Source organism: Bradyrhizobium sp. B124 (assembly GCF_038967635.1).
Taxonomy (GTDB): domain Bacteria; phylum Pseudomonadota; class Alphaproteobacteria; order Rhizobiales; family Xanthobacteraceae; genus Bradyrhizobium.
Map to the genome: position 1 here is coordinate 8,981,705 of NZ_CP152413.1, position 17,944 is coordinate 8,999,648.

General features: G+C 65.0%; 14 protein-coding genes. 11 read left to right on the forward strand and 3 right to left on the reverse strand.

The annotated features are described in order from the left end of the window. The first annotated feature begins 5 nt into the window (after positions 1-5). The 8 genes from AAFG13_RS41855 (at position 6) to AAFG13_RS41890 (ending at position 11,092) form a co-directional block, all read left to right on the forward strand. Positions 6-2,144 carry an SMP-30/gluconolactonase/LRE family protein gene (locus AAFG13_RS41855; protein WP_342710633.1) on the forward strand — a complete coding sequence of 713 codons (2,139 nt, stop codon included), beginning with the start codon at positions 6-8 and terminating at the stop codon, positions 2,142-2,144. Continuing rightward, a complete protein-coding gene (locus AAFG13_RS41860) occupies positions 2,144-3,265 on the forward strand; it encodes a hypothetical protein (protein WP_342710635.1) in 1,122 nt (373 codons plus the stop codon). Before AAFG13_RS41855 ends, AAFG13_RS41860 begins: the two co-directional genes overlap by 1 nt. Further along, complete coding sequence (locus AAFG13_RS41865) at positions 3,262-4,800, forward strand: sugar ABC transporter ATP-binding protein (RefSeq protein ID WP_212310942.1); 1,539 nt, start codon at positions 3,262-3,264, stop codon at positions 4,798-4,800. The genes AAFG13_RS41860 and AAFG13_RS41865 overlap by 4 nt, the downstream gene beginning before the upstream one ends. 423 nt (positions 4,801-5,223) lie before the next feature. Continuing rightward, on the forward strand, positions 5,224-7,539 hold the full coding sequence (locus AAFG13_RS41870) for a bifunctional salicylyl-CoA 5-hydroxylase/oxidoreductase (RefSeq protein ID WP_342710636.1): 2,316 nt from the start codon (positions 5,224-5,226) through the stop codon (positions 7,537-7,539). Next, positions 7,536-8,315 (forward strand): SDR family NAD(P)-dependent oxidoreductase, encoded by a 780-nt coding sequence (locus AAFG13_RS41875; RefSeq protein WP_212310940.1) that lies wholly within the window; start codon positions 7,536-7,538, stop codon positions 8,313-8,315. Before AAFG13_RS41870 ends, AAFG13_RS41875 begins: the two co-directional genes overlap by 4 nt. 11 nt (positions 8,316-8,326) lie before the next feature. After that, positions 8,327-9,166, forward strand: a complete 840-nt coding sequence (locus AAFG13_RS41880) for an enoyl-CoA hydratase family protein (RefSeq protein WP_212310939.1) — start codon at positions 8,327-8,329, stop codon at positions 9,164-9,166. 1 nt (position 9,167) lies between these two features. Then, the gene (locus tag AAFG13_RS41885; RefSeq protein WP_097670766.1) at positions 9,168-9,563 is read left to right on the forward strand and encodes a RidA family protein; all 396 of its coding nucleotides are present in this window, start codon (positions 9,168-9,170) and stop codon (positions 9,561-9,563) included. A 287-nt stretch (positions 9,564-9,850) separates the two neighbouring features. Beyond that, positions 9,851-11,092, forward strand: coding sequence for a flavin-dependent oxidoreductase (locus AAFG13_RS41890; protein WP_212310937.1), 1,242 nt, complete (start codon positions 9,851-9,853; stop codon positions 11,090-11,092). A gap of 149 nt (positions 11,093-11,241) precedes the next feature. On the opposite strand, the gene AAFG13_RS41895 is transcribed toward AAFG13_RS41890, so the two are convergent. Further along, positions 11,242-11,694, reverse strand: a complete 453-nt coding sequence (locus tag AAFG13_RS41895; protein ID WP_212310936.1) for a cupin domain-containing protein — start codon at positions 11,692-11,694, stop codon at positions 11,242-11,244. Between the two features lie 84 nt (positions 11,695-11,778). Beyond that, complete coding sequence (locus tag AAFG13_RS41900) at positions 11,779-12,945, reverse strand: ABC transporter substrate-binding protein (RefSeq protein WP_342710637.1); 1,167 nt, start codon at positions 12,943-12,945, stop codon at positions 11,779-11,781. Between the two features lie 294 nt (positions 12,946-13,239). Here AAFG13_RS41900 and AAFG13_RS41905 point away from each other — a divergent pair, with 294 nt between their 5' ends. The 3 genes from AAFG13_RS41905 to AAFG13_RS41915 all read left to right on the forward strand — a co-directional run bounded on the left by AAFG13_RS41905 (position 13,240) and on the right by AAFG13_RS41915 (position 16,356). Continuing rightward, entirely contained in the window at positions 13,240-13,734 is a 495-nt protein-coding gene (locus tag AAFG13_RS41905) for a MarR family transcriptional regulator (RefSeq protein WP_016845834.1), read from the forward strand. A 3-nt stretch (positions 13,735-13,737) separates the two neighbouring features. Next, a complete protein-coding gene (locus AAFG13_RS41910) occupies positions 13,738-14,553 on the forward strand; it encodes an alpha/beta hydrolase (RefSeq protein WP_342710638.1) in 816 nt (271 codons plus the stop codon). A gap of 159 nt (positions 14,554-14,712) precedes the next feature. Further along, on the forward strand, positions 14,713-16,356 hold the full coding sequence (locus tag AAFG13_RS41915; protein WP_342710639.1) for a benzoate-CoA ligase family protein: 1,644 nt from the start codon (positions 14,713-14,715) through the stop codon (positions 16,354-16,356). A gap of 47 nt (positions 16,357-16,403) precedes the next feature. On the opposite strand, the gene AAFG13_RS41920 is transcribed toward AAFG13_RS41915, so the two are convergent. After that, positions 16,404-17,939 carry a DHA2 family efflux MFS transporter permease subunit gene (locus AAFG13_RS41920; RefSeq protein ID WP_212311650.1) on the reverse strand — a complete coding sequence of 512 codons (1,536 nt, stop codon included), beginning with the start codon at positions 17,937-17,939 and terminating at the stop codon, positions 16,404-16,406. Positions 17,940-17,944: the final 5 nt, after the last annotated feature.

Here is a 17,944-nt window from a genome sequence, read left to right on the forward strand (position 1 = left end):
TGGCGATGTCGATGGCAGTTGATTCCTTTGCCGCATCGGTGCGGCGGTTCTCACCCCGGCTCCTGCTGTCGGAGCTGTTGCTGAAACAGTGGTTCGAGCCGGTCGTTCCCTTCACCGTGATGATCGGGCTGTGGGCGTATTTCGCGCTCACCATTCCCGATTACGCCTCGGTGCAGAATTCGGTGTCGCTGCTGCGGCTGTTCGCCGAATTCGGCTTCGTCGCGCTCGCGATGGGCTTCTGCCTCGTCACCGGCGGCATCGACCTTTCGGTCGGCGCGATCTTCGCGCTGTGCAATTTCGCGGCGCTCTATTTCCTCTTGGTACGCGAATGGCCGGTCGGCCTGGCGGTGCCGGCGACGCTTCTGGTCGGTGCGCTGCTCGGCAGCATCAACGGTTTCCTGATCGGCTTCCTGAAGACGCGGCCGTTCCTGACCACGCTGGTGACGCTGATCATCCTGCGCGCCTCGGTCAATCTGCTCAACACCAGCTACGCCCAGGTGTTCGCGACCAATTCGGTCGAGAGCGACGCCTGGGATTTCATCGGCGGCGGCAGCGTGCTCGGCATTCCCGTCAATGCCGCGACGCTGTTCGTGGTGCTTTTGGTCTGCCACATCTTCCTGTCGCGCTCGCGCTATGGCTGGCATCTCACTGCGATCGGCGCCAGCCGCAAGGCGGCGCGCCATGCCGGCATCCGCGTCCGGTTGATGCTGTTCATGACCTATGTGCTGTCGGGCACGCTGTGCGCGGCGAGCGGTATCTTCTATGCGGCACGCCAGGCCTCGACGGATTCCACCACCGGCGTGGGCTGGGAATTCCAGGCGCTGACCGCCGTGGTGCTCGGCGGCGTGTCGCTGGCCGGCGGCAAGGGCACGGTATGGCGGGCGATGATCGGCGCGCTGATCATCTTCCTGTTGATCAACGGCCTCGTGCGCATGGGCATCCCGGGCTACGTCACTTCGGCGGTGACGGGCATGATCCTGCTCGCCGCCGTCGGCATCGACGTCAAATGGTCGAAGAACCGCGGCAAGGCGATCCAGAAGATCTATGTCAATCCGGCCTTCGTGCCGCTCGCGTCGGCACCTGCGGTGCAGCCCGGCGCAGCATCGCCCTACGCGCAGAACGATCGGCTGATCAACGCGCAGGCGATCGGCGTCGATCAGGTCGAGGGCCCCGAGGACGTCATCCTCGATCGTCAGGGTCGGCTCTACGGCTCGACCCGCGACGGCAATGTGATCCGTTTCTCCGGGCCCGACTTCAAGACCCGCGAGGTGTTCGCCCATATCGGCGGCCGGCCGCTCGGCATGCAGTTCGATCGCGACGAAAACCTCATCGTCGCGGTCGCCGGCATGGGCGTCTACGGCATCGCGCCCGACGGCCGCATCTTCAAGGTCACCGACGAGACCAACCGCACCTGGTACAAGCTGAACGACGACAGCCGCCTGCGCATGGCCGACGATCTCGACATCGCGCCGGACGGCAAGATCTATTTCAGCGACTGCACCACGCGCTACGAGATGACCACCAACACCCTCGACATCCTCGAGGGCCGGCCGAACGGCCGCGTGGTCTGCTACGATCCGGCGACCAAGACCACGCGCACGGTGATCAACCACTTCTATTTCCCGAACGGGATCTGCGTCTCCCATGACGGCAAGTCGATCCTGATCGCGTCGACCTCGCTGTGCAAGGTGTTCCGCCACTGGATCGAGGGGCCGAACAAGGGCAAGACCGAAGTGCTGATGGACGAGTTGCCGGGCAACCCCGACAACATCAACCGCGCCTCCGACGGCACCTATTGGCTGGCGCTGGTCGGCATCCGCACGCCGACCTTCGACCTTGCCGCGCGCAAGCCCGGCTTCCGCCTGCGTATGGTCAAGGAGGTGCCGACCGACGAGTGGCTGGCGCCCGCGCTCAACCATGGCTGCGTGCTGAAGTTCAACGAGCAGGGCGAGGCGCTGGAGTCGTGGTGGGATCCGACCGGCATCTCGCATTCGACCCTGACCTCGATGCGCGAGCACCAGGGCTATCTCTATCTCGGCGGGCTCGAGAACAACCGGATCGGCCGCATCAAGCTCGACGGCGTCGACGACAGCTGGACCGGCTACGATGCCTATTGGGGCGCCAAAAGCAGGGTGACGACGTAATGGGATTTTTCGATCATCTGCTGCGCGACATCCGCAGCGTCGTCGACCGCGATGGCGGCCAGAACGCGATCCCGCCGCTCGACGGCGCGATGAGCCCGAACGATCGGCTCGACACCGCTGTGCCGATCGGCGCGCCGCTGCCCGGCGTCGACGACGTCATCGCCGCCGGCGACGGTGCGATCTATGTCTCCGCCGGCCGCCAGGTCTTGAAGCTCAGCGGCGGTGATTTCGAGACCCGCACGGTTGTCGCCGAGTTCGAGGATGATGCCGGCGGGCTCGCGCTGCATCCGGACGGCCGGCTCCTGGTCTGCGTCGCGGGCAGGGGGCTTGCTGCGATCGATCCTGCAAAGCCCGCGCCGCGCTGGCTGGAGGCCGCCGGCGGCAGCGCGCTCGCCGGACTGTTGTCGGTGACGGCAGCGGCCGATGGCCGCATCTATGCGGTTGAAGGCAGCGCCGGCCGCCGCCCAGACGAATGGCGGCACGATCTGATGGAGAAGCGCGCCGGCGGCCGGCTGATCAGCTGCGGTGCCGGTCTCGACAATCCGCAGGTGCTGCTCCGCGATCTGCCCTATCCCTATGGCGTGATGGGCTCGGCCGACGGCAAAAGCCTGTGGCTCACCGAGAGCTGGGCGCATCGCCTCAGCCGGTTCGCGCTCGCTGGCACTGGTCTCGGTCCGCGGGAGACTATCGCTGCCAACATGCCGGGCTATCCGGCGCGGCTGCATCCGGACGGCCATGGTGGGGTGCTGCTCGGCATGTTCGCGCGCCGCACCCATCTGATCGAATTTGTGCTCAAGGAAGACGATTTCCGCGAGGAGATGATGGCGACGATGCCGCCCGATTACTGGGTGGCCCCAGCGCTGGTCGGCGGCAGCGATTGCCTGGAGCCGATGCAGATCGGCAGCGTCAAGGCGCTCGGCATCCAGAAGCCATGGGCGCCGCCACGTTCCTACGGTCTGCTCGTGCATCTCGATGCCGAGGGCGAGGCCAGCGACAGCCTGCACAGCCGCGCCGGCGGCCGCTTCCACGGCATCACCGCGGCCTGCGCGACGCCTTCGGGCGTCGTGATCGCGGCGCGCGGCGCCGGACGGCTGCTGCGCTACACGGGAGAGCTGCGATGAATGACGGCGTGACGCAGGCTGTGACCGCGACCCAGTCCGCAACCCGCGAGCCGGTGCTGCAGATCAGCAACGGCTCGAAAATCTATGGCGGCGTCCACGCCATCGAGGGGGTCAATTTCGATCTCTATCCCGGCGAGGTGCATGCGCTGGTCGGCGAGAACGGCGCCGGCAAGTCGACGCTGTGCAAGGCGATCGCGGGCGCGATCAATCTCACCTCCGGCGACTATCTGCTGGACGGCAAGCCCGCCAATTTCGAGCAGCCGCGCGACGCGCTCGATGCCGGCATCTGCATGGTCTATCAGGAGACCAGCCTTGTGCCGACCATGACCGCGGCGCAGAACATCGAGCTCGGCAATGAAAAGCTGTTGACGCGCTTCCGCACGCTGAACATCCAGGCCCAGCAGCTGCTGCAGTCGCTCAACTTCCACGTCGATCCGGCGACGCCGGTGGCGCTGCTCGGCACCGCCAAGAAGCAGATGGTCGAGATCGCGCGCGCGATCTACAACAAGGCGCGCATCATCATCTTCGACGAGCCGACCGCCTCGCTGACGCCGGAGGAGATCGTCCACTTCTTCCATTTGGTGCGCGACCTGCGCGCCCGCGGCGTCTCGATCATCTACATCTCCCATGCGCTGGAGGAATCGCTCCAGATCGCCGACCGCATCACCGTGCTGCGCGACGGCAAGCTGGTGATCACGGCGCCCGCCAAGCAGCTGACCCGCGATGCGCTGGTGCAGCACATGGTCGGGCGCGAAGTGGCGCAGGCGGTCTATGGCGGCAAAGCGAAGACCCATCAGCGCCGCGAGAAGGTGCTGACGGTCGAGAACGTCACCATGGGCATGGCGGTCAAGAACATGTCGTTCTCGGTCTATGCCGGCGAGGTGGTCGGCATCGCCGGCCTGATCGGCTCCGGCCGCACCGAGATTGCCAAGGTCGTCTACGGCGCGTTGAAGCGCAACCTGGTCAATGGCGGCACCATCCGGCTGCGCGGCAAGCCGATCCGCTATCGCGTGCCGCGGCAGGCGATCAATGACGGCATCGCCTACATCACCGAGGACCGCAAGGCCAACGGCTTCTTCGAGACCATGGTGGTCGACGACAACGTCTATATCGGCAGCCTCGCCACAAGGAAGGGCTGGAGCTTCCTGCTGTCGCGCGCGAGGCGCAGCAAGCTCGCCAATTACTGGGTCGACCGGCTCAAGATCAGCGCGCTGCAGCGAAAGGCCAAGATCATCGAGCTGTCCGGCGGCAACCAGCAGAAGGTGGTGCTGGCCAAGACGCTGGTGCAGGAGCCGTCGATCATCTTCTTCGACGAGCCGACGCGCGGCGTCGACGTCGGCACCATCCCGCACATTCACGGCGAAATCCGCCGGCTCGCCGATGAGGGCAAGGCCGTGGTGGTGATCTCGTCCTATCTGCCGGAAATTCTCGCCGTCTCCGACCGCATCCTGGTCGCCCGCACCGGCCGCATCGTCGCCGAGTTCGACGCGGCGGATGCAACCCAGGACAAGATCCTGTACGCCGCGGTGCATTGAGGGCGCACGGCGCGGTCTCTCCACGTCGTCATTCCGGGGCTCGCGAAGCGAGAGCCCGGAATCCATTGCGCTGCGCATGATGCGGCTTGATGGATTCCGGTCTCGACGCTCCACGTCGCCCGCCGGTGCGCGAATGACAGCCGTATCCTGCTCTGTCATCGCCAGCAAAAGCGGGCGATCCAGTACGCCGCGGCCCATCGGTGCAATCGCAGCCGCCTCTGGAATACTGGATCGCCCGGTCAAGCCGGGCGATGACAGGACGGATCGGTACCAAGCCGACCCTTGACAATTATTTTAAGTATAAAATAATATGCCGTATCGGCTGGCGGGGAAACCGACCCCGGCCGAAGCCAGAGCATGATCCGGAAAAGTGACACTCGGTTTTCCGACGCGATCATGCTCAAACGGAAAGGCGAGAACGCCATGCGCATCGTTTGCATTGGAGGCGGGCCGGCCGGGCTCTACTTCGGCATCCTGATGAAGATGCTGGATCCCGCACACCAGATCTCCGTGGTCGAACGCAACCGGCCCTACGACACGTTCGGCTTCGGCGTGGTGTTCTCCGATGCGACCATGGACAACATGCGCAAATGGGACCCGGTCACCGCTGACACGATCGAGCAGGCCTTCAACCACTGGGACGACATCGAGGTCCTGATCAAGGGCCGCCGCATGCGCACCACCGGGCACGGCTTCGTCGGCATCGGCCGCAAGCGGTTGCTCAACATCCTGCAGGCGCGGGCCGAGGAGCTCGGCGTCGAATTGATCTTCGAGCGCGAGGTCAATTCCGATCTCGAATTCCCCGACGCCGATCTGATCGTGGCGTGCGACGGCGTCAACTCGAAGGTCCGCGCCAAATACGCCGAGACCTTCCAGCCCGACATGCTGATGCGGCCGAACCGCTATATCTGGCTCGGCACCGTCAGGCCGTTCGATGCCTTCACCTTCGACTTTCGCAAGACCGAGCATGGCTGGTTCCAGTCGCACATCTACAAGTTCGAGGAGGGCGCGGCGACCTTCATCGTCGAGACCACCGAGGAGGCCTATCTCGCCCACGGCCTCGACAAGATGGATCAGGGAGAATCCATCGCGTTCTGCGAGAAGGTGTTCGCGGAAATCCTCGAAGGGCATCATCTGGTCTCGAACGCGCGGCATCTGCGCGGCTCGGCCTGGCTGTCGTTCCCGCGGCTGATCTGCGGCAAGTGGACCGCGTTCAACGGCAACAGCCATGTCGTGCTGATGGGCGATGCCGCCCACACCGCGCATTTCGCGATCGGTTCGGGCACCAAGCTCGCGCTGGAAGATGCGATCGAGCTGACCAACCAGTTCAAGACCCACGGCGCGACCAAGGACAGCATTCCCGCCGTGCTGAAGGCTTACGAGGAGCTGCGCCGGGTCGACGTGGCGCGGATCCAGAATGCCGCGCGCAACGCGATGGAATGGTTCGAGGTGGTCGGCTCGCGCTATGCCGATACGCTGGAGCCGGAGCAGTTCATGTATTCGCTGCTGACCCGCTCGCAGCGCATCAGCCACGAGAATCTGCGGCTGCGCGACAAGACATGGCTCGAAGGCTATGAGCGCTGGTTTGCCGAGCGCAGCGGCGTGCCTGCCACCAACGAGCGCGTCACGCCGCCGATGCTGACGCCGTTCCAGATCCGCGGCCTGTCGCTGCACAACCGGATCATCGTCTCGCCGATGGCGATGTATTCGGCCGAGGAGGGCGTGCCGAACGATTTCCATCTGGTGCATTTCGGCTCCCGCGCGCTCGGCGGCGCCGGCCTGTTATTCACCGAGATGACCTGCGTCTCGCCGGAGGCGCGGATCACGCCCGGCTGCTGCGGCCTGTGGAATGACGCGCAGGCGGCGGCTTACAAGCGGATCGTCGAGTTCGTGCATCGTAACTCGCAAGCCCGGATCGGCATCCAGCTCGGCCATGCCGGCCGCAAGGGCTCGACGCGCGTCGCGTGGGAAGGCATGGACGAACCGCTGCCGGACCATAACTGGCCGCTGGTGTCGGCCTCACCGGTGCCTTATCTGCCCGACGGCCAGATCCCGGAGCCGATGAGCCGGGCTGAGATGGACGAGGTGCGCGACCAGTTCGTTGCCGCCGCCAGGCGCGCCGCTAGCGCCGGCTTCGATATTCTGGAGCTGCACTGCGCCCACGGCTATCTGTTGTCGAGCTTCCTCTCGCCGCTGACCAACCGCCGTACCGACGACTACGGCGGATCGATCGAGAACCGCGCGCGTTATCCGCTGGAGGTGTTCCGCGCCATCCGCGCGGTGTGGCCGGAGGACAAGCCGATGTCGGTCCGCCTCTCCTGTCACGATTGGGCCGAGGGCGGCAACACGCCCGAGGATGCGCTCGCCTTCGCAAAACTGTTCAAGGAAGCCGGTGCGGACCTGATCGATTGCTCCTCGGGCCAGGTCTGGGCCGACGATCATCCGATCTATGGCCGGCTCTACCAGACGCCGTTCGCCGACAAGATTCGCAACGAAGTCGGCATTGCCACCATCGCGGTCGGGGCGATCTCGGAGGCCGATCACGCCAACTCGATCATCGCCGCCGGCCGCGCCGATCTCTGTGCCATCGCGCGGCCGCATCTCGCCGATCCGGCCTGGACGCTGCATGAGGCCGCGAAGATCGGCGTCAAGCAGATCGCATGGCCGAAGCAGTATCTGTCGGGCAAGTCGCAGTACGAGGCCAATCTCGAGCGCACAGCCGCGGGAGTGAAAGCATGACACGCTTCTGGCCCAACGCCCATGCGCTCGTCACCGGTGCCGGTTCCGGCATCGGGGCCGCAACGGCAATCGCGCTCGCAAAAGCCGGGGTGCGCGTCAACATCGCCGGACGCCGGATCGATGCGCTGAAGGCGACGGCTTCGTTACTCGGTGAGCGCGCAGGCGCTGTTGTCGCGATCGACGTGACCGATGAAACGGCGGTGACCAAGGGTATCACGCAGATCGAGGCCGAGGCCGGCCCGATCGATATTCTCGTCAACAATGCCGGGAAGGCTGCGAGCGCACCGTTCGACAAGACGAGCGCGGCGCTGTGGGCGGACATGCTGGCGAGTAATCTCACCAGCGTGTTCCTGGTGACGCATGCGGTGCTGCCGGGGATGGCGCAGCGCGGCCGCGGCCGCGTGATCAACGTGGCCTCGACAGCGGGCCTCACCGGCTATGCCTATGTCTCGGCCTATGTCGCCGCCAAGCACGGCGTCATCGGCCTGACGCGTTCGCTGGCGCTGGAGTACGCGCGGCGCGGCGTCACCGTGAATGCGGTCTGTCCCGGCTACACCGATACGCCGCTGGTGGCGGATGCGGCCGCCAACATCGTCGCCAAGACCGGGCGCAGCGAGCAGGAGGCGCGGGCTTCGCTCGCCAAGGTCAATCCGATGCAGCGGCTGGTCACGCCGGAGGAGGTCGCCGACACCATCCTCTGGCTCGCATCTGAAGGTGCATCGTCAATCAACGGACAAGCCGTCGCGGTCGCCGGCGGCGAAGTCTTTACCGGGTGAAGGAACACATCATGTCCGAGATGAAAGCAAAGCTGCGTCCGTTCAGGGATTATCCTGCAAAGCACTTCCGCTGGTCGACGGATGCGAGCGGACGCGTCGCGACGATCACGCTGAACCGGCCGGACAAGAAGAACCCGCTGACCTTCGAGTCCTACGAGGAGCTGCGCGACCTCTTCACCAACCTCAAATATGCTTCTGACGTTCGTACCATCGTGCTGACCGGCGCCGACGGCAATTTCTGCTCCGGCGGCGACGTGTTCGAGATCATCGAGCCGCTGACGCGGATGGCGATGCCCGACCTGCTCGCCTTCACCCGGATGACCGGTGAGGTGGTGCGCGCGATGCGCAAATGCCCGCAGATCATCGTCGCCGCGATCGACGGCATCTGCGCCGGGGCCGGTGCGATGCTGGCGCTGGCGTCCGACCTGCGGCTGGCGACGCCGCAGGCCAAGACCGCGTTCCTGTTCACCCGCGTCGGCCTTGCCGGCGCCGATATGGGGGCGTGCGGATTGTTGCCCCGCGTGATCGGGCAGGGCCGTGCCGCCGATCTGCTCTACACCGGGCGCGCAATGAGCGCCGACGAAGGTTTTGCCTGGGGCTTTCACAACCGCCTGGTGCCGCCGGCCGAGCTCGCCGCCGCCGCGCAGGACCTGGCGCGTTCGCTTGCGGATGGACCGTGGTTCGCACATGGCGTGACCAAGACGATGTTCAACCAGGAATGGGCGATGGGCGTCGACGAGATGATCGAGTCGGAAGCGCAGGCGCAGGCGATCTGCATGGTGACGGGCGATTTCCGCCGCGCTTTCGAGGCCTTCGCCGCCAAGCAGAAACCCGCCTTCGAGGGCAATTGAGATGATCGAGATCCTGCAACCGGACGGATGGGCGAAGCCGATCGGCTACGCCAACGGCATGGCCGCGCGCGGCAAACAGATTTTCATCGCCGGCCAGATCGGCTGGAACGGGCAATGCGTGTTCGAGAGCGACGATCTCGTGGCGCAGATCGGTCAGACATTGCGCAACATCGTCGCGGTCGCCGCCGCCGGCGGGGCCGGGCCCGAGCACATCGTGTCGATGACCTGGTTCTTGCTCGATCGCAAGGAATATTCCGCGCGGCTGAAGGAGATCGGCGGGGTCTATCGCGACGTGATCGGCCGGCGCTTTCCGGCGATGACCGCGATCCAGGTTGCGGGCCTGATCGAGGATCGCGCCAAGGTGGAAATCCAGGCGATTGCGGTGGTGCCGGATTGAGGGCACGCGCTCCTACCAATTCCGTCATCCTGAGGTGCGAGCGGAGCGAGCCTCGAAGGATGGACGGCCCGGCCGTTGGCCGTCGATCCTTCGAGGGCCGCTGAAGAAGCGGCCACCTCAGGATGACGGGGAAAGACGGAGTTTCGCTGAGCCAATGTTAAGGCTAAGCCCAATCATCGCAGGCCGGTCCAAGTCCTGGGCGACCAAGCCGCTTGCGGCCGGGCGCGGGGCCGTGCGACCTTAGGCGAAAGCGTAAAGGCGTCCTGTTGTGAGTGGAGTAAGGGACGATGAAGGCGATTATCGTCGGAGGCGGAATCGGAGGCCTCACCACTGCGCTGATGTTGCGCTCGCGCGGCATCAGTTGCGAGCTGTACGAGCAGTCGGAGACGATCCGCGAGCTCGGCGTCGGCATCAACACACTGCCGCATGCGATCCGCGAGCTGGCGGGGCTTGGCCTGCTCGACAAGCTCGACGAGGTTGCGATCCGCACCTATGAGCTGTTCTACCTGACGCGGCACGGCCAGCAGGTCTGGCACGAGAAGCGCGGGCTCGATGCCGGCCACGACGTGCCGCAATTCTCTGTTCATCGCGGCCGCCTGCAAAGCGTGATCCATCAGGCCGTGATCGACCGGCTTGGCGCGGATGCGATCCGCACCGGCTGCCGGCTCGGCTCGTTCACGCAGGACGAGGGCGGTGTCTCCGCCTATTTCTTCGACCGCTCCGGCAGCCATGTGCATACCGCGCGCGGCGATATCCTGATCGGCGCCGACGGCATCCACTCCAAGGTGCGGCAGACGCTGTTTCCGGACGAGGGCGGGCCGTGCTGGAACGGGCTGATGCTGTGGCGCGGCGCCACCGACTGGCCGGCCTTCCTGACCGGACGCTCGATGATCATCGCCGGCGGGTTGAGCGCCAAGGCCGTGATCTATCCGATCGCGCCGGGCTCGAGCCCGGCGAGCCGCCTGACCAATTGGGCGGTGCTGGTGCGGATCGGCGACGGCTCTTCGCCGCCGCCGCGGCGCGAGGGCTGGTCCAATCTCGGCCGCCGCGACGAGATGATGCCCTATGTCACTGGTTTCACGATCCCGCAGGTCGACTTCGCCGGCTTGATCAACGCGACGCCGGAGTTCTGGGAGTATCCGTGCTGCGACCGCGATCCGCTGCCCTATTGGTCGAGCGGCCGCGTCACGCTGCTCGGCGACGCCGCGCATCCGATGTATCCGGTCGGCTCGAACGGCGCGTCGCAGGCCATTCTCGATGCGCGTTGCCTCGCCGACATGCTGGCGCGATCGGAACATCCGCGCCAGGCGCTGGCGGCTTATGAGCGGCAGCGGCTGCCGATGACCGCCGACATCGTCGCCTCCAACCGCCGTGGCGGGCCGGAGGGCGTGATCGACGCCGTCGAGCAGCTCGCACCGCAGGGCTTTACCGACGTCGACACCATTCTCAATTACGAAGCGCGCGAGGCGATCGTGCGTGGTTATGCGGCGAAGGCCGGCTTCGCCGCGCGCGTGGTGGCGCGGCAGTAGGAGGCAACGTCCGATCCGTCGATCCGTCACCCTGAGGAGGCCGCAGCGCGGCCGTCTCGAAGGGTCGACGGCCACGAGCGGGGCCGTGCATCCTTCGAGACGCCGCTTCGCGGCTCCTCAGGATGACGGAAGAGAGGCCCGCGCGTGTGCTACGCCGGAGGCGGCGGCAGGAAGTGGATGTTGTGCTCGGCGGCGAGCCGCACCACGTCGTCCGGGTTCTGCTCCTTCATGTTGTGGATCGCCCAGAACAGGTCGTAGAGCCTGCGGGTCGGCGACACCCAAAACAGCGTCTTGGCCGGCTGCTGCGACTTGTTGAAGATGCCGTGCGGCTTGCCCGCCGGCAGGCGCACCAGATCGCCTGGCGTTGCCGATTCATCGGCGCCGTCGAGCATGAAGTCGAGCTTGCCCTCGAGGATGTAGAGGTACTCGTCCTGGTCGGGATGGATATGCGGCGGAACGAAGGTGCCCGGCGGGAAGGTGGCGTGCCAGGAGAAGGAATGCTCGGTGCGGCTCTTCGGCACGTAGGTCTGGCCGAGGATACTCCAGGAAATGCCCTGGATGCCCTCATTGGCGCGGGTGATGCCGGCGATCTCTTCTTTCATGTTTGTACTTCCTCCATGTTTCAATTTTGCGCGTTTTCTTCACGCGAAACGGTATCCACTTCGCTTGAAAACGCTTCGTGTGAGCTACTTGGCCGCGCAGTCCTTGGCGTAGCGGTCGCCATAATTCGAAAACACCTTTTCGACGATCTCGGTCTGGAATTTGCCGTCCGGCCGCTTTGCGACCTTGGTGAGATAGAAATCCTGGATCGGATAGCCGTTGTTGTTGAACTTGAAGTTACCGCGCAGCGAGGTGAACTCGGCCTTCTTCAGCGCCGCCGCGACCGCGTCCTTGTTGGCGAGGTCGCCCTTCACGACCTTGACCGCGCTGTCGATCAGGAGCGCCGCGTCATAGGCCTGCATGGCGTAGGTGCCGGGCACGCCGTTGTAGGCCGCTTCATAGGCTGCGACGAACTTCTTGCTCTGCGGATTGTCAAGGTTCGGTGCCCAGTTCGCGCCGCCGAACATGCCGACGGCGGCGTCCTGCTGCGCGGGCAGGGTGGATTCGTCGACGGTGAAGGCGGAGAGCACCGGCACGGTCGCGCCGGCCTGCTTGTACTGCTTCACGAGGTTGACGCCCATGCCGCCAGGCATGAAGGTGAACAGCGCGTCCGGTTTCAGGGAGGCGATCTTGGAAAGCTCGGGCTGGAAATCCAGCGTGTTCATCGGCGTGTAGGATTCCTCGACGATCTCGCCCTTGTAGTCGAGCTTGAAGCCGGCGACGGAGTCGCGGCCGGCCTGATAGTTCGGCACCAGCAAATAGACGCGCTTGTAGCCGCGGTCCTGCGCCACCTTGCCGAGGACCTCGTGCACCTGATCGTTCTGGTACGACGTCACGTAGAAGAACGGGTTGCACTCCTTGCCGGCGTAGCTGGAGGGGCCCGCATTCGGGCTGATCAGGAAGGTCTTGCTCTCGGTGACCGGGCGGTGGATCGCCTGCAGGATGTTGGAGAAGATCGGGCCGACCACGAAATCAACCTTGTCGCGCTCGAGCAGGCCGCGGACCTTGACCACGGCGCTGTCGGGCTTGAGCTCATCGTCGGCGTTGACGATCTCGACCTCGCGGCCGGCCATCTTGCCGCCGAGGTCCTTGACCGCGAGCGCAAAGCCGTCGCGGACCTGCTGGCCAAGCGCTGCGGCTGGTCCCGAGGTCGTCACCAGCACGCCGATCTTGATCTTCTCTTGGGCAGCCGCCGGATTCACCGTGATACCCAGCAGCGCCGCCAGTCCTACGAGCTTCGTCAATTGTTTCATGTCTCTCCCCCAAACCACTGCCTTGATGTTTCGGCTTCGGCCTATTTGACCTCAGCTTAGTCTGACGCGTGCAACCGCTGCAAGCGATGTGGCATCGCGTCAGGGCGACCGTCGCGCTCCATGCAGGTGTTGCACATGCAAGCGTCGCGCCAATTGCTTGAAGTTTAAAGAAATTGCAGGATCGGCCGGGCATGTCGGACTGGATTCGCAATTGTCCTTGCGGGACGCCGCGAATTGCTTGAAGCTGAAAGCAATCGGTCCGACCGAAACCTGCCGCGGAGGCACGATCGCCGCATGATCCTCGATTCCGAAACCAAAGCCGTCGAACTGCCCGACGATCACGGCACCGAGCTAAGGCTGTGGCTGCGGCTCTTGACCTGCACCACGCTGATCGAAGGCGAGGTGCGCAGCCGGCTGCGTGAGAAGTTCGATGTCACGCTGCCGCGCTTCGACCTGATGGCCCAGCTCGACAAGGTGTCCGACGGCATGACGCTGTCCGACCTGTCGAAGCGGATGATGGTGTCAAACGGCAACGTCACCGGGCTGGTCGAGCGCCTGGTCGAGTCCGGCCATCTCGATCGCCGCACCTCGGAGACCGACCGCCGCGTGCAGTTCATCCGGCTGACCAAGCTCGGCCGCGCCGAATTCCGCAAGATGGCGGCCGAGCACGAGAAATGGATCGCCGATATTTTCGGCGACCTGTCGCCGAAGGATATCCGCGAACTGATGCGGCTGCTCGCCAAGGCCAAGGGCTCGGCCCAGCGCTCCGCCAAGGCGAGGTCAGCTTGAGCCGTGAGCGAGATCGATTACGAGGTCGAATACAACAACCGGGCCCGGGTGCCGGAAAATCCGGCGCTGATGGCCGGCTGGGCGAGGGACTCGGCGGCCTATCGTGAGCAGCACCCGCCACGGCGACTGAGTTATGGTCCCGGAAGCCGCAACGTCATCGATCTCTTTGAGGGCGATCGCGACGGGCCGCTCGTGGTCTTTATCCACGGCGGCTATTGGCAGGCGCTTGATGGATCGTCATCGAGCCACTGCGCGCGGGGCCTCAATGGTCACGGCATCAGTGTCGCGGTGCCGAGTTACGACCTCTGCCCCAACGTCACAGTCGCCGACATCATCGGCGAGATGCGCGCGGCGTCACGCGAACTGGCGAAGCTCGGCCGGCCGCTGGTCATGTCGGGACACTCCGCAGGCGGGCATCTTGCCGCATGCATGCTTGCGACCGATTGGCCGGCTTACGATGCGTCGTTGCCGGCGAATCTGGTCAGGGCTGCTTACGCGATCTCCGGCCTGTTCGAGCTCGAGCCGCTGGTCGGCACCTCCATTAACAAAGCGCTTGGTCTCGACCGCGACGCAGCAAGGGCGGCGAGCCCGCTGCTCTGGAAAGCGCCCGCAGGCGCGACGCTCGATGCGGTGGTCGGCGGCGAAGAGAGCGCCGAGTATCACCGGCAGAGCCGGACCATCGCCGATGTCTGGGGTAGCGCGGGTGTGGCGACGCGGTTCGGCACCGTGCCCAATGCCAATCATTTCACCGCGATCGCACCGCTCGCCGACCCGGAGTCGGAGATGGTCGCGCGGCTGAAGCAGCTCACACAGATCTGAGGTTTGCAGGACCGCGCCATTTCCGCGCGATTTCCACCCTTGCGCCAAATTATTTTAAGTATAAAATGATTGGCGATTGGAACGCTGCCGGGCGTCCTCGATACTCGTCTTCTCGATGTTGATCTTGGCCTTTCTGGATGGAAAGCGAGGGGCAATCGAATGTCAGGTGAATTTCCCGGGCTCGGCCCATCCGGGCATGTCGACGATTTCGCACGGCGCAACCTGCCGCCGTTTCAGCAATGGCCGCAGCTGCTGCTCGACCGGCCCGAATTCAGCTATCCCGACTATCTCAACGCCGCGGTCGAGCTGACCGACCGCATCGTCGAGCAGGGCATGGGCGATCGCATCGCGCTGATCGGCAATGGACGCCAGCGCACCTACAAGGAACTGACCGACTGGTCGAACCGCCTGGCGCATGCGCTGGTGGAGAATTACGGCGTCAAGCCCGGCAATCGCGTGTTGATCCGCTCGGGCAATAACCCGGCGCTGGTCGCGGCCTGGCTCGCGGCGACCAAGGCCGGTGCTGTCGTCGTCAACACGATGCCGATGCTGCGCGCGGGCGAACTGGCCAAGATCGTCGACAAGGCCGAGATTGCGCTGGCGCTGACCGACAGCCGCATCGCGGATGAGCTGGTGGCTTGCGCCAAGACCAGCAAATTCCTCAAGCAGGTCGTCAATTTCGACGGCACGCAAAACCACGATGCCGAGCTCGACCGGATCGCGCTGAACAAGCCGGTCAAGTTCGATGCGGTGAAGACCGGCCGCGACGACGTCGCATTGCTCGGCTTCACGTCGGGCACGACCGGTGAACCCAAGGCGACGATGCACTTCCACCGCGATCTCCTGATCGTCGCGGACGGCTACGCCAAAGAAGTGCTCAAGGTGACGCCGGACGATGTGTTCGTCGGCTCGCCGCCGCTCGCGTTTACGTTTGGCCTCGGCGGGCTCGCGATCTTCCCGCTGCGCTATGGCGCCACCGCGACGCTGCTGGAGAACGCGGCGCCGAGCGAGATGATCCGGATCATCGAGACCTACAAGGCGACGATCTGCTTCACGGCGCCGACCGCCTATCGGGCGATGATGGCGGCGATGGACAAGGGTGCCGATCTGTCGTCGCTGCGGCTTGCGGTCTCGGCCGGCGAGACGCTGCCGGCGCCGGTGTTCGAGAGCTGGACCAGGAAGACCGGCAAGCCGATCCTCGACGGCATCGGCAGCACGGAGCTGCTGCACATCTTCATCACCAACCGCGCCGGCAGTGCCGTCGCCGGCACCACGGGCACGCCTGTTACCGGCTACCAGGCGAAGATCGTCGACGAAGACATGAACGAGTTGCCGCCGGGCCAGGTCGGCAAGCTGGCGGTTCGCGGCCCGACCGGCTGCCGCTATCTCGCCGACTCCAGGCAGACCAAGTACGTCCGCGACGGCTGGAACATCACCGGCGATGCCTTCGTCAGCGACGAAAACGGCCGCCTGTCATTCGTGGCGCGCGCCGACGACATGATCATCTCGGCGGGCTACAACATCGCCGGTCCCGAGGTCGAGGCGGCGCTGCTCGGACATCCCGATGTCGCGGAATGCGCTGTCATCGGCGCACCTGACGAGGAGAGGGGACAGATCGTCTCGGCGTTCATCGTGCTGAAACAGGGCGCGCGCAGCGACGATGTCGAGGTCAAGCTGCTGCAGGATCACGTCAAGGCGACGATCGCGCCGTACAAATATCCCCGCGCGATCGCTTTTGTCGAGGCGTTGCCGAAGACCCAGACCGGGAAGATCCAGCGCTTCAAGCTGCGCGAGGCGAGCTAAGAGGGGACGACGGCCGCTGGCCGTCGCCCCAGGGGATCAACGAGAGATCAATGCGCCGCGCCGCCGCCGGCGACATTCTTCGGCTTTCCGGTCAGCACGATCGCGATCGCAGCGAGGACCAGCACCACGCCGATCACCGCGAAGGCGTCACTGAAGCCAAGCACCAGCGCCTGACGCTTCACGATGTTGCCGATCGCCACGATCGCCTGGCTGTGTGCGGTGGCGGGGTCCGAGATGCCGTGGCTGAGGAAGTAGTTGGTGACCTCGGCGATCCGGGTACGCACCTCCTCGCGGCCCAGATGCACGGACTGGCCGATGATGTTGGAGTGAAACTGCTCACGCTTGGTGACGATGGTGCTGAGCAGCGCGGTGCCGATCGCGCCGCCGAGGTTGCGCATCATGTTGGAGATGCCGGAGGCCGCCGGTGCATCTTGCGGCGCAACGCTGCCGAGGCTGATGGCGGACAACGGCGCCAGCGTAATCGCCTGGCCGACGGCGCGAACGATGTTCGGATAGAAGAACTGGTCGCCGGAGTAATCCAGCGACATCTGGATGTTCATGAAGGATGAGACCGCGAACAGGATCATGCCGGTGAAGGCGATGAAGCGTGGGTCGAAGCGCTGCATCAGCTTCGGCACCAGCGGGATCAGGATCAGCTGCGGCAGGCCGGTCCAGGCCAGCACCTGGCCGATTTGCTCGGCATTGTAGCGCTGCACCTGGCCGAGATAGGCGGGCAGCAGATAAACCGAGCCGAACAGCGCGAACCCGACGAACACCGCCGAGATCGTGCCGAAGCCGAAGCTGCGCTGGGTCAAGAGCCGCAGCCGGAGCAGCGGCTTCTCGACCACGAGCTCGATCCAGACGAACAAGGTCAGGCTGACGGCGGCGATCACCGCAAGCTTGACGATGAAGGGCGAGCCGAACCAGTCGTCCTTGTTGCCTTCCTCGAGCACGGCCTGCAGCGACGCGAGGCCGATTGCCATCGTGATGATGCCGAGCCAGTCGCCCTCGCGCAGCAGATTGAGCTGCATCGGCTGGCGTTCCAGGGTGAAAGAAAGGGTGATGACCATCACCGCGGTCGGAATCACGTTGACGAAGAAGATGGTCTGCCAGCCGTAATTCTCGGTCAGGTAGCCGCCGATGGTCGGGCCGATCGCCGGCGCAAAGGTCACGGCGAGGGCGAACATCGCGAGGCCGATCGGCTGCTGCACCTTCGGCAGCTTGGTGAAGACAAGCGTGAAGGCCATCGGGATCAGCACGCCGCCGAAGAAGCCCTGCAGGCCGCGCATCGCGATCATCGACGGCAAATCGTGGGTGAAGGCACAGGCGACCGAGAAGATCGCAAACAGCGTGGCGAAGCCAATGATGATCTTGCGGAACGAGAACACCCGGCTGAGAAAGTCGGTCAGCGGGATCACCACGATCTCGCCGATCAGATACGACGTCGAGATCCAGGAGCCGTTGTCGACGCCGGTTCCGATGCCGCCCTCGATGTTGAGCAGCGAGGCGTTGGTGATCTGGATGTTGAGGATCGCCATGAAGGCGCCGATCATCGCCGCGACGATGGAAATCCAGACGGCCATGCTGG

Coding starts and splice junctions, on each gene's coding strand:
- AAFG13_RS41890 (WP_212310937.1), top strand. CDS start 9,851: ATGAAGGCGATTATCGTCGGAGGCGGAATCGGAGGCCTCACCACTGCG.
- AAFG13_RS41915 (WP_342710639.1), top strand. CDS start 14,713: ATGTCAGGTGAATTTCCCGGGCTCGGCCCATCCGGGCATGTCGACGAT.
- AAFG13_RS41905 (WP_016845834.1), top strand. CDS start 13,240: ATGATCCTCGATTCCGAAACCAAAGCCGTCGAACTGCCCGACGATCAC.
- AAFG13_RS41855 (WP_342710633.1), top strand. CDS start 6: ATGTCGATGGCAGTTGATTCCTTTGCCGCATCGGTGCGGCGGTTCTCA.
- AAFG13_RS41885 (WP_097670766.1), top strand. CDS start 9,168: ATGATCGAGATCCTGCAACCGGACGGATGGGCGAAGCCGATCGGCTAC.
- AAFG13_RS41865 (WP_212310942.1), top strand. CDS start 3,262: ATGAATGACGGCGTGACGCAGGCTGTGACCGCGACCCAGTCCGCAACC.
- AAFG13_RS41870 (WP_342710636.1), top strand. CDS start 5,224: ATGCGCATCGTTTGCATTGGAGGCGGGCCGGCCGGGCTCTACTTCGGC.
- AAFG13_RS41895 (WP_212310936.1), bottom strand. CDS start 11,694: ATGAAAGAAGAGATCGCCGGCATCACCCGCGCCAATGAGGGCATCCAG.
- AAFG13_RS41880 (WP_212310939.1), top strand. CDS start 8,327: ATGTCCGAGATGAAAGCAAAGCTGCGTCCGTTCAGGGATTATCCTGCA.
- AAFG13_RS41860 (WP_342710635.1), top strand. CDS start 2,144: ATGGGATTTTTCGATCATCTGCTGCGCGACATCCGCAGCGTCGTCGAC.
- AAFG13_RS41875 (WP_212310940.1), top strand. CDS start 7,536: ATGACACGCTTCTGGCCCAACGCCCATGCGCTCGTCACCGGTGCCGGT.
- AAFG13_RS41920 (WP_212311650.1), bottom strand. CDS start 17,939: ATGGCCGTCTGGATTTCCATCGTCGCGGCGATGATCGGCGCCTTCATG.
- AAFG13_RS41900 (WP_342710637.1), bottom strand. CDS start 12,945: ATGAAACAATTGACGAAGCTCGTAGGACTGGCGGCGCTGCTGGGTATC.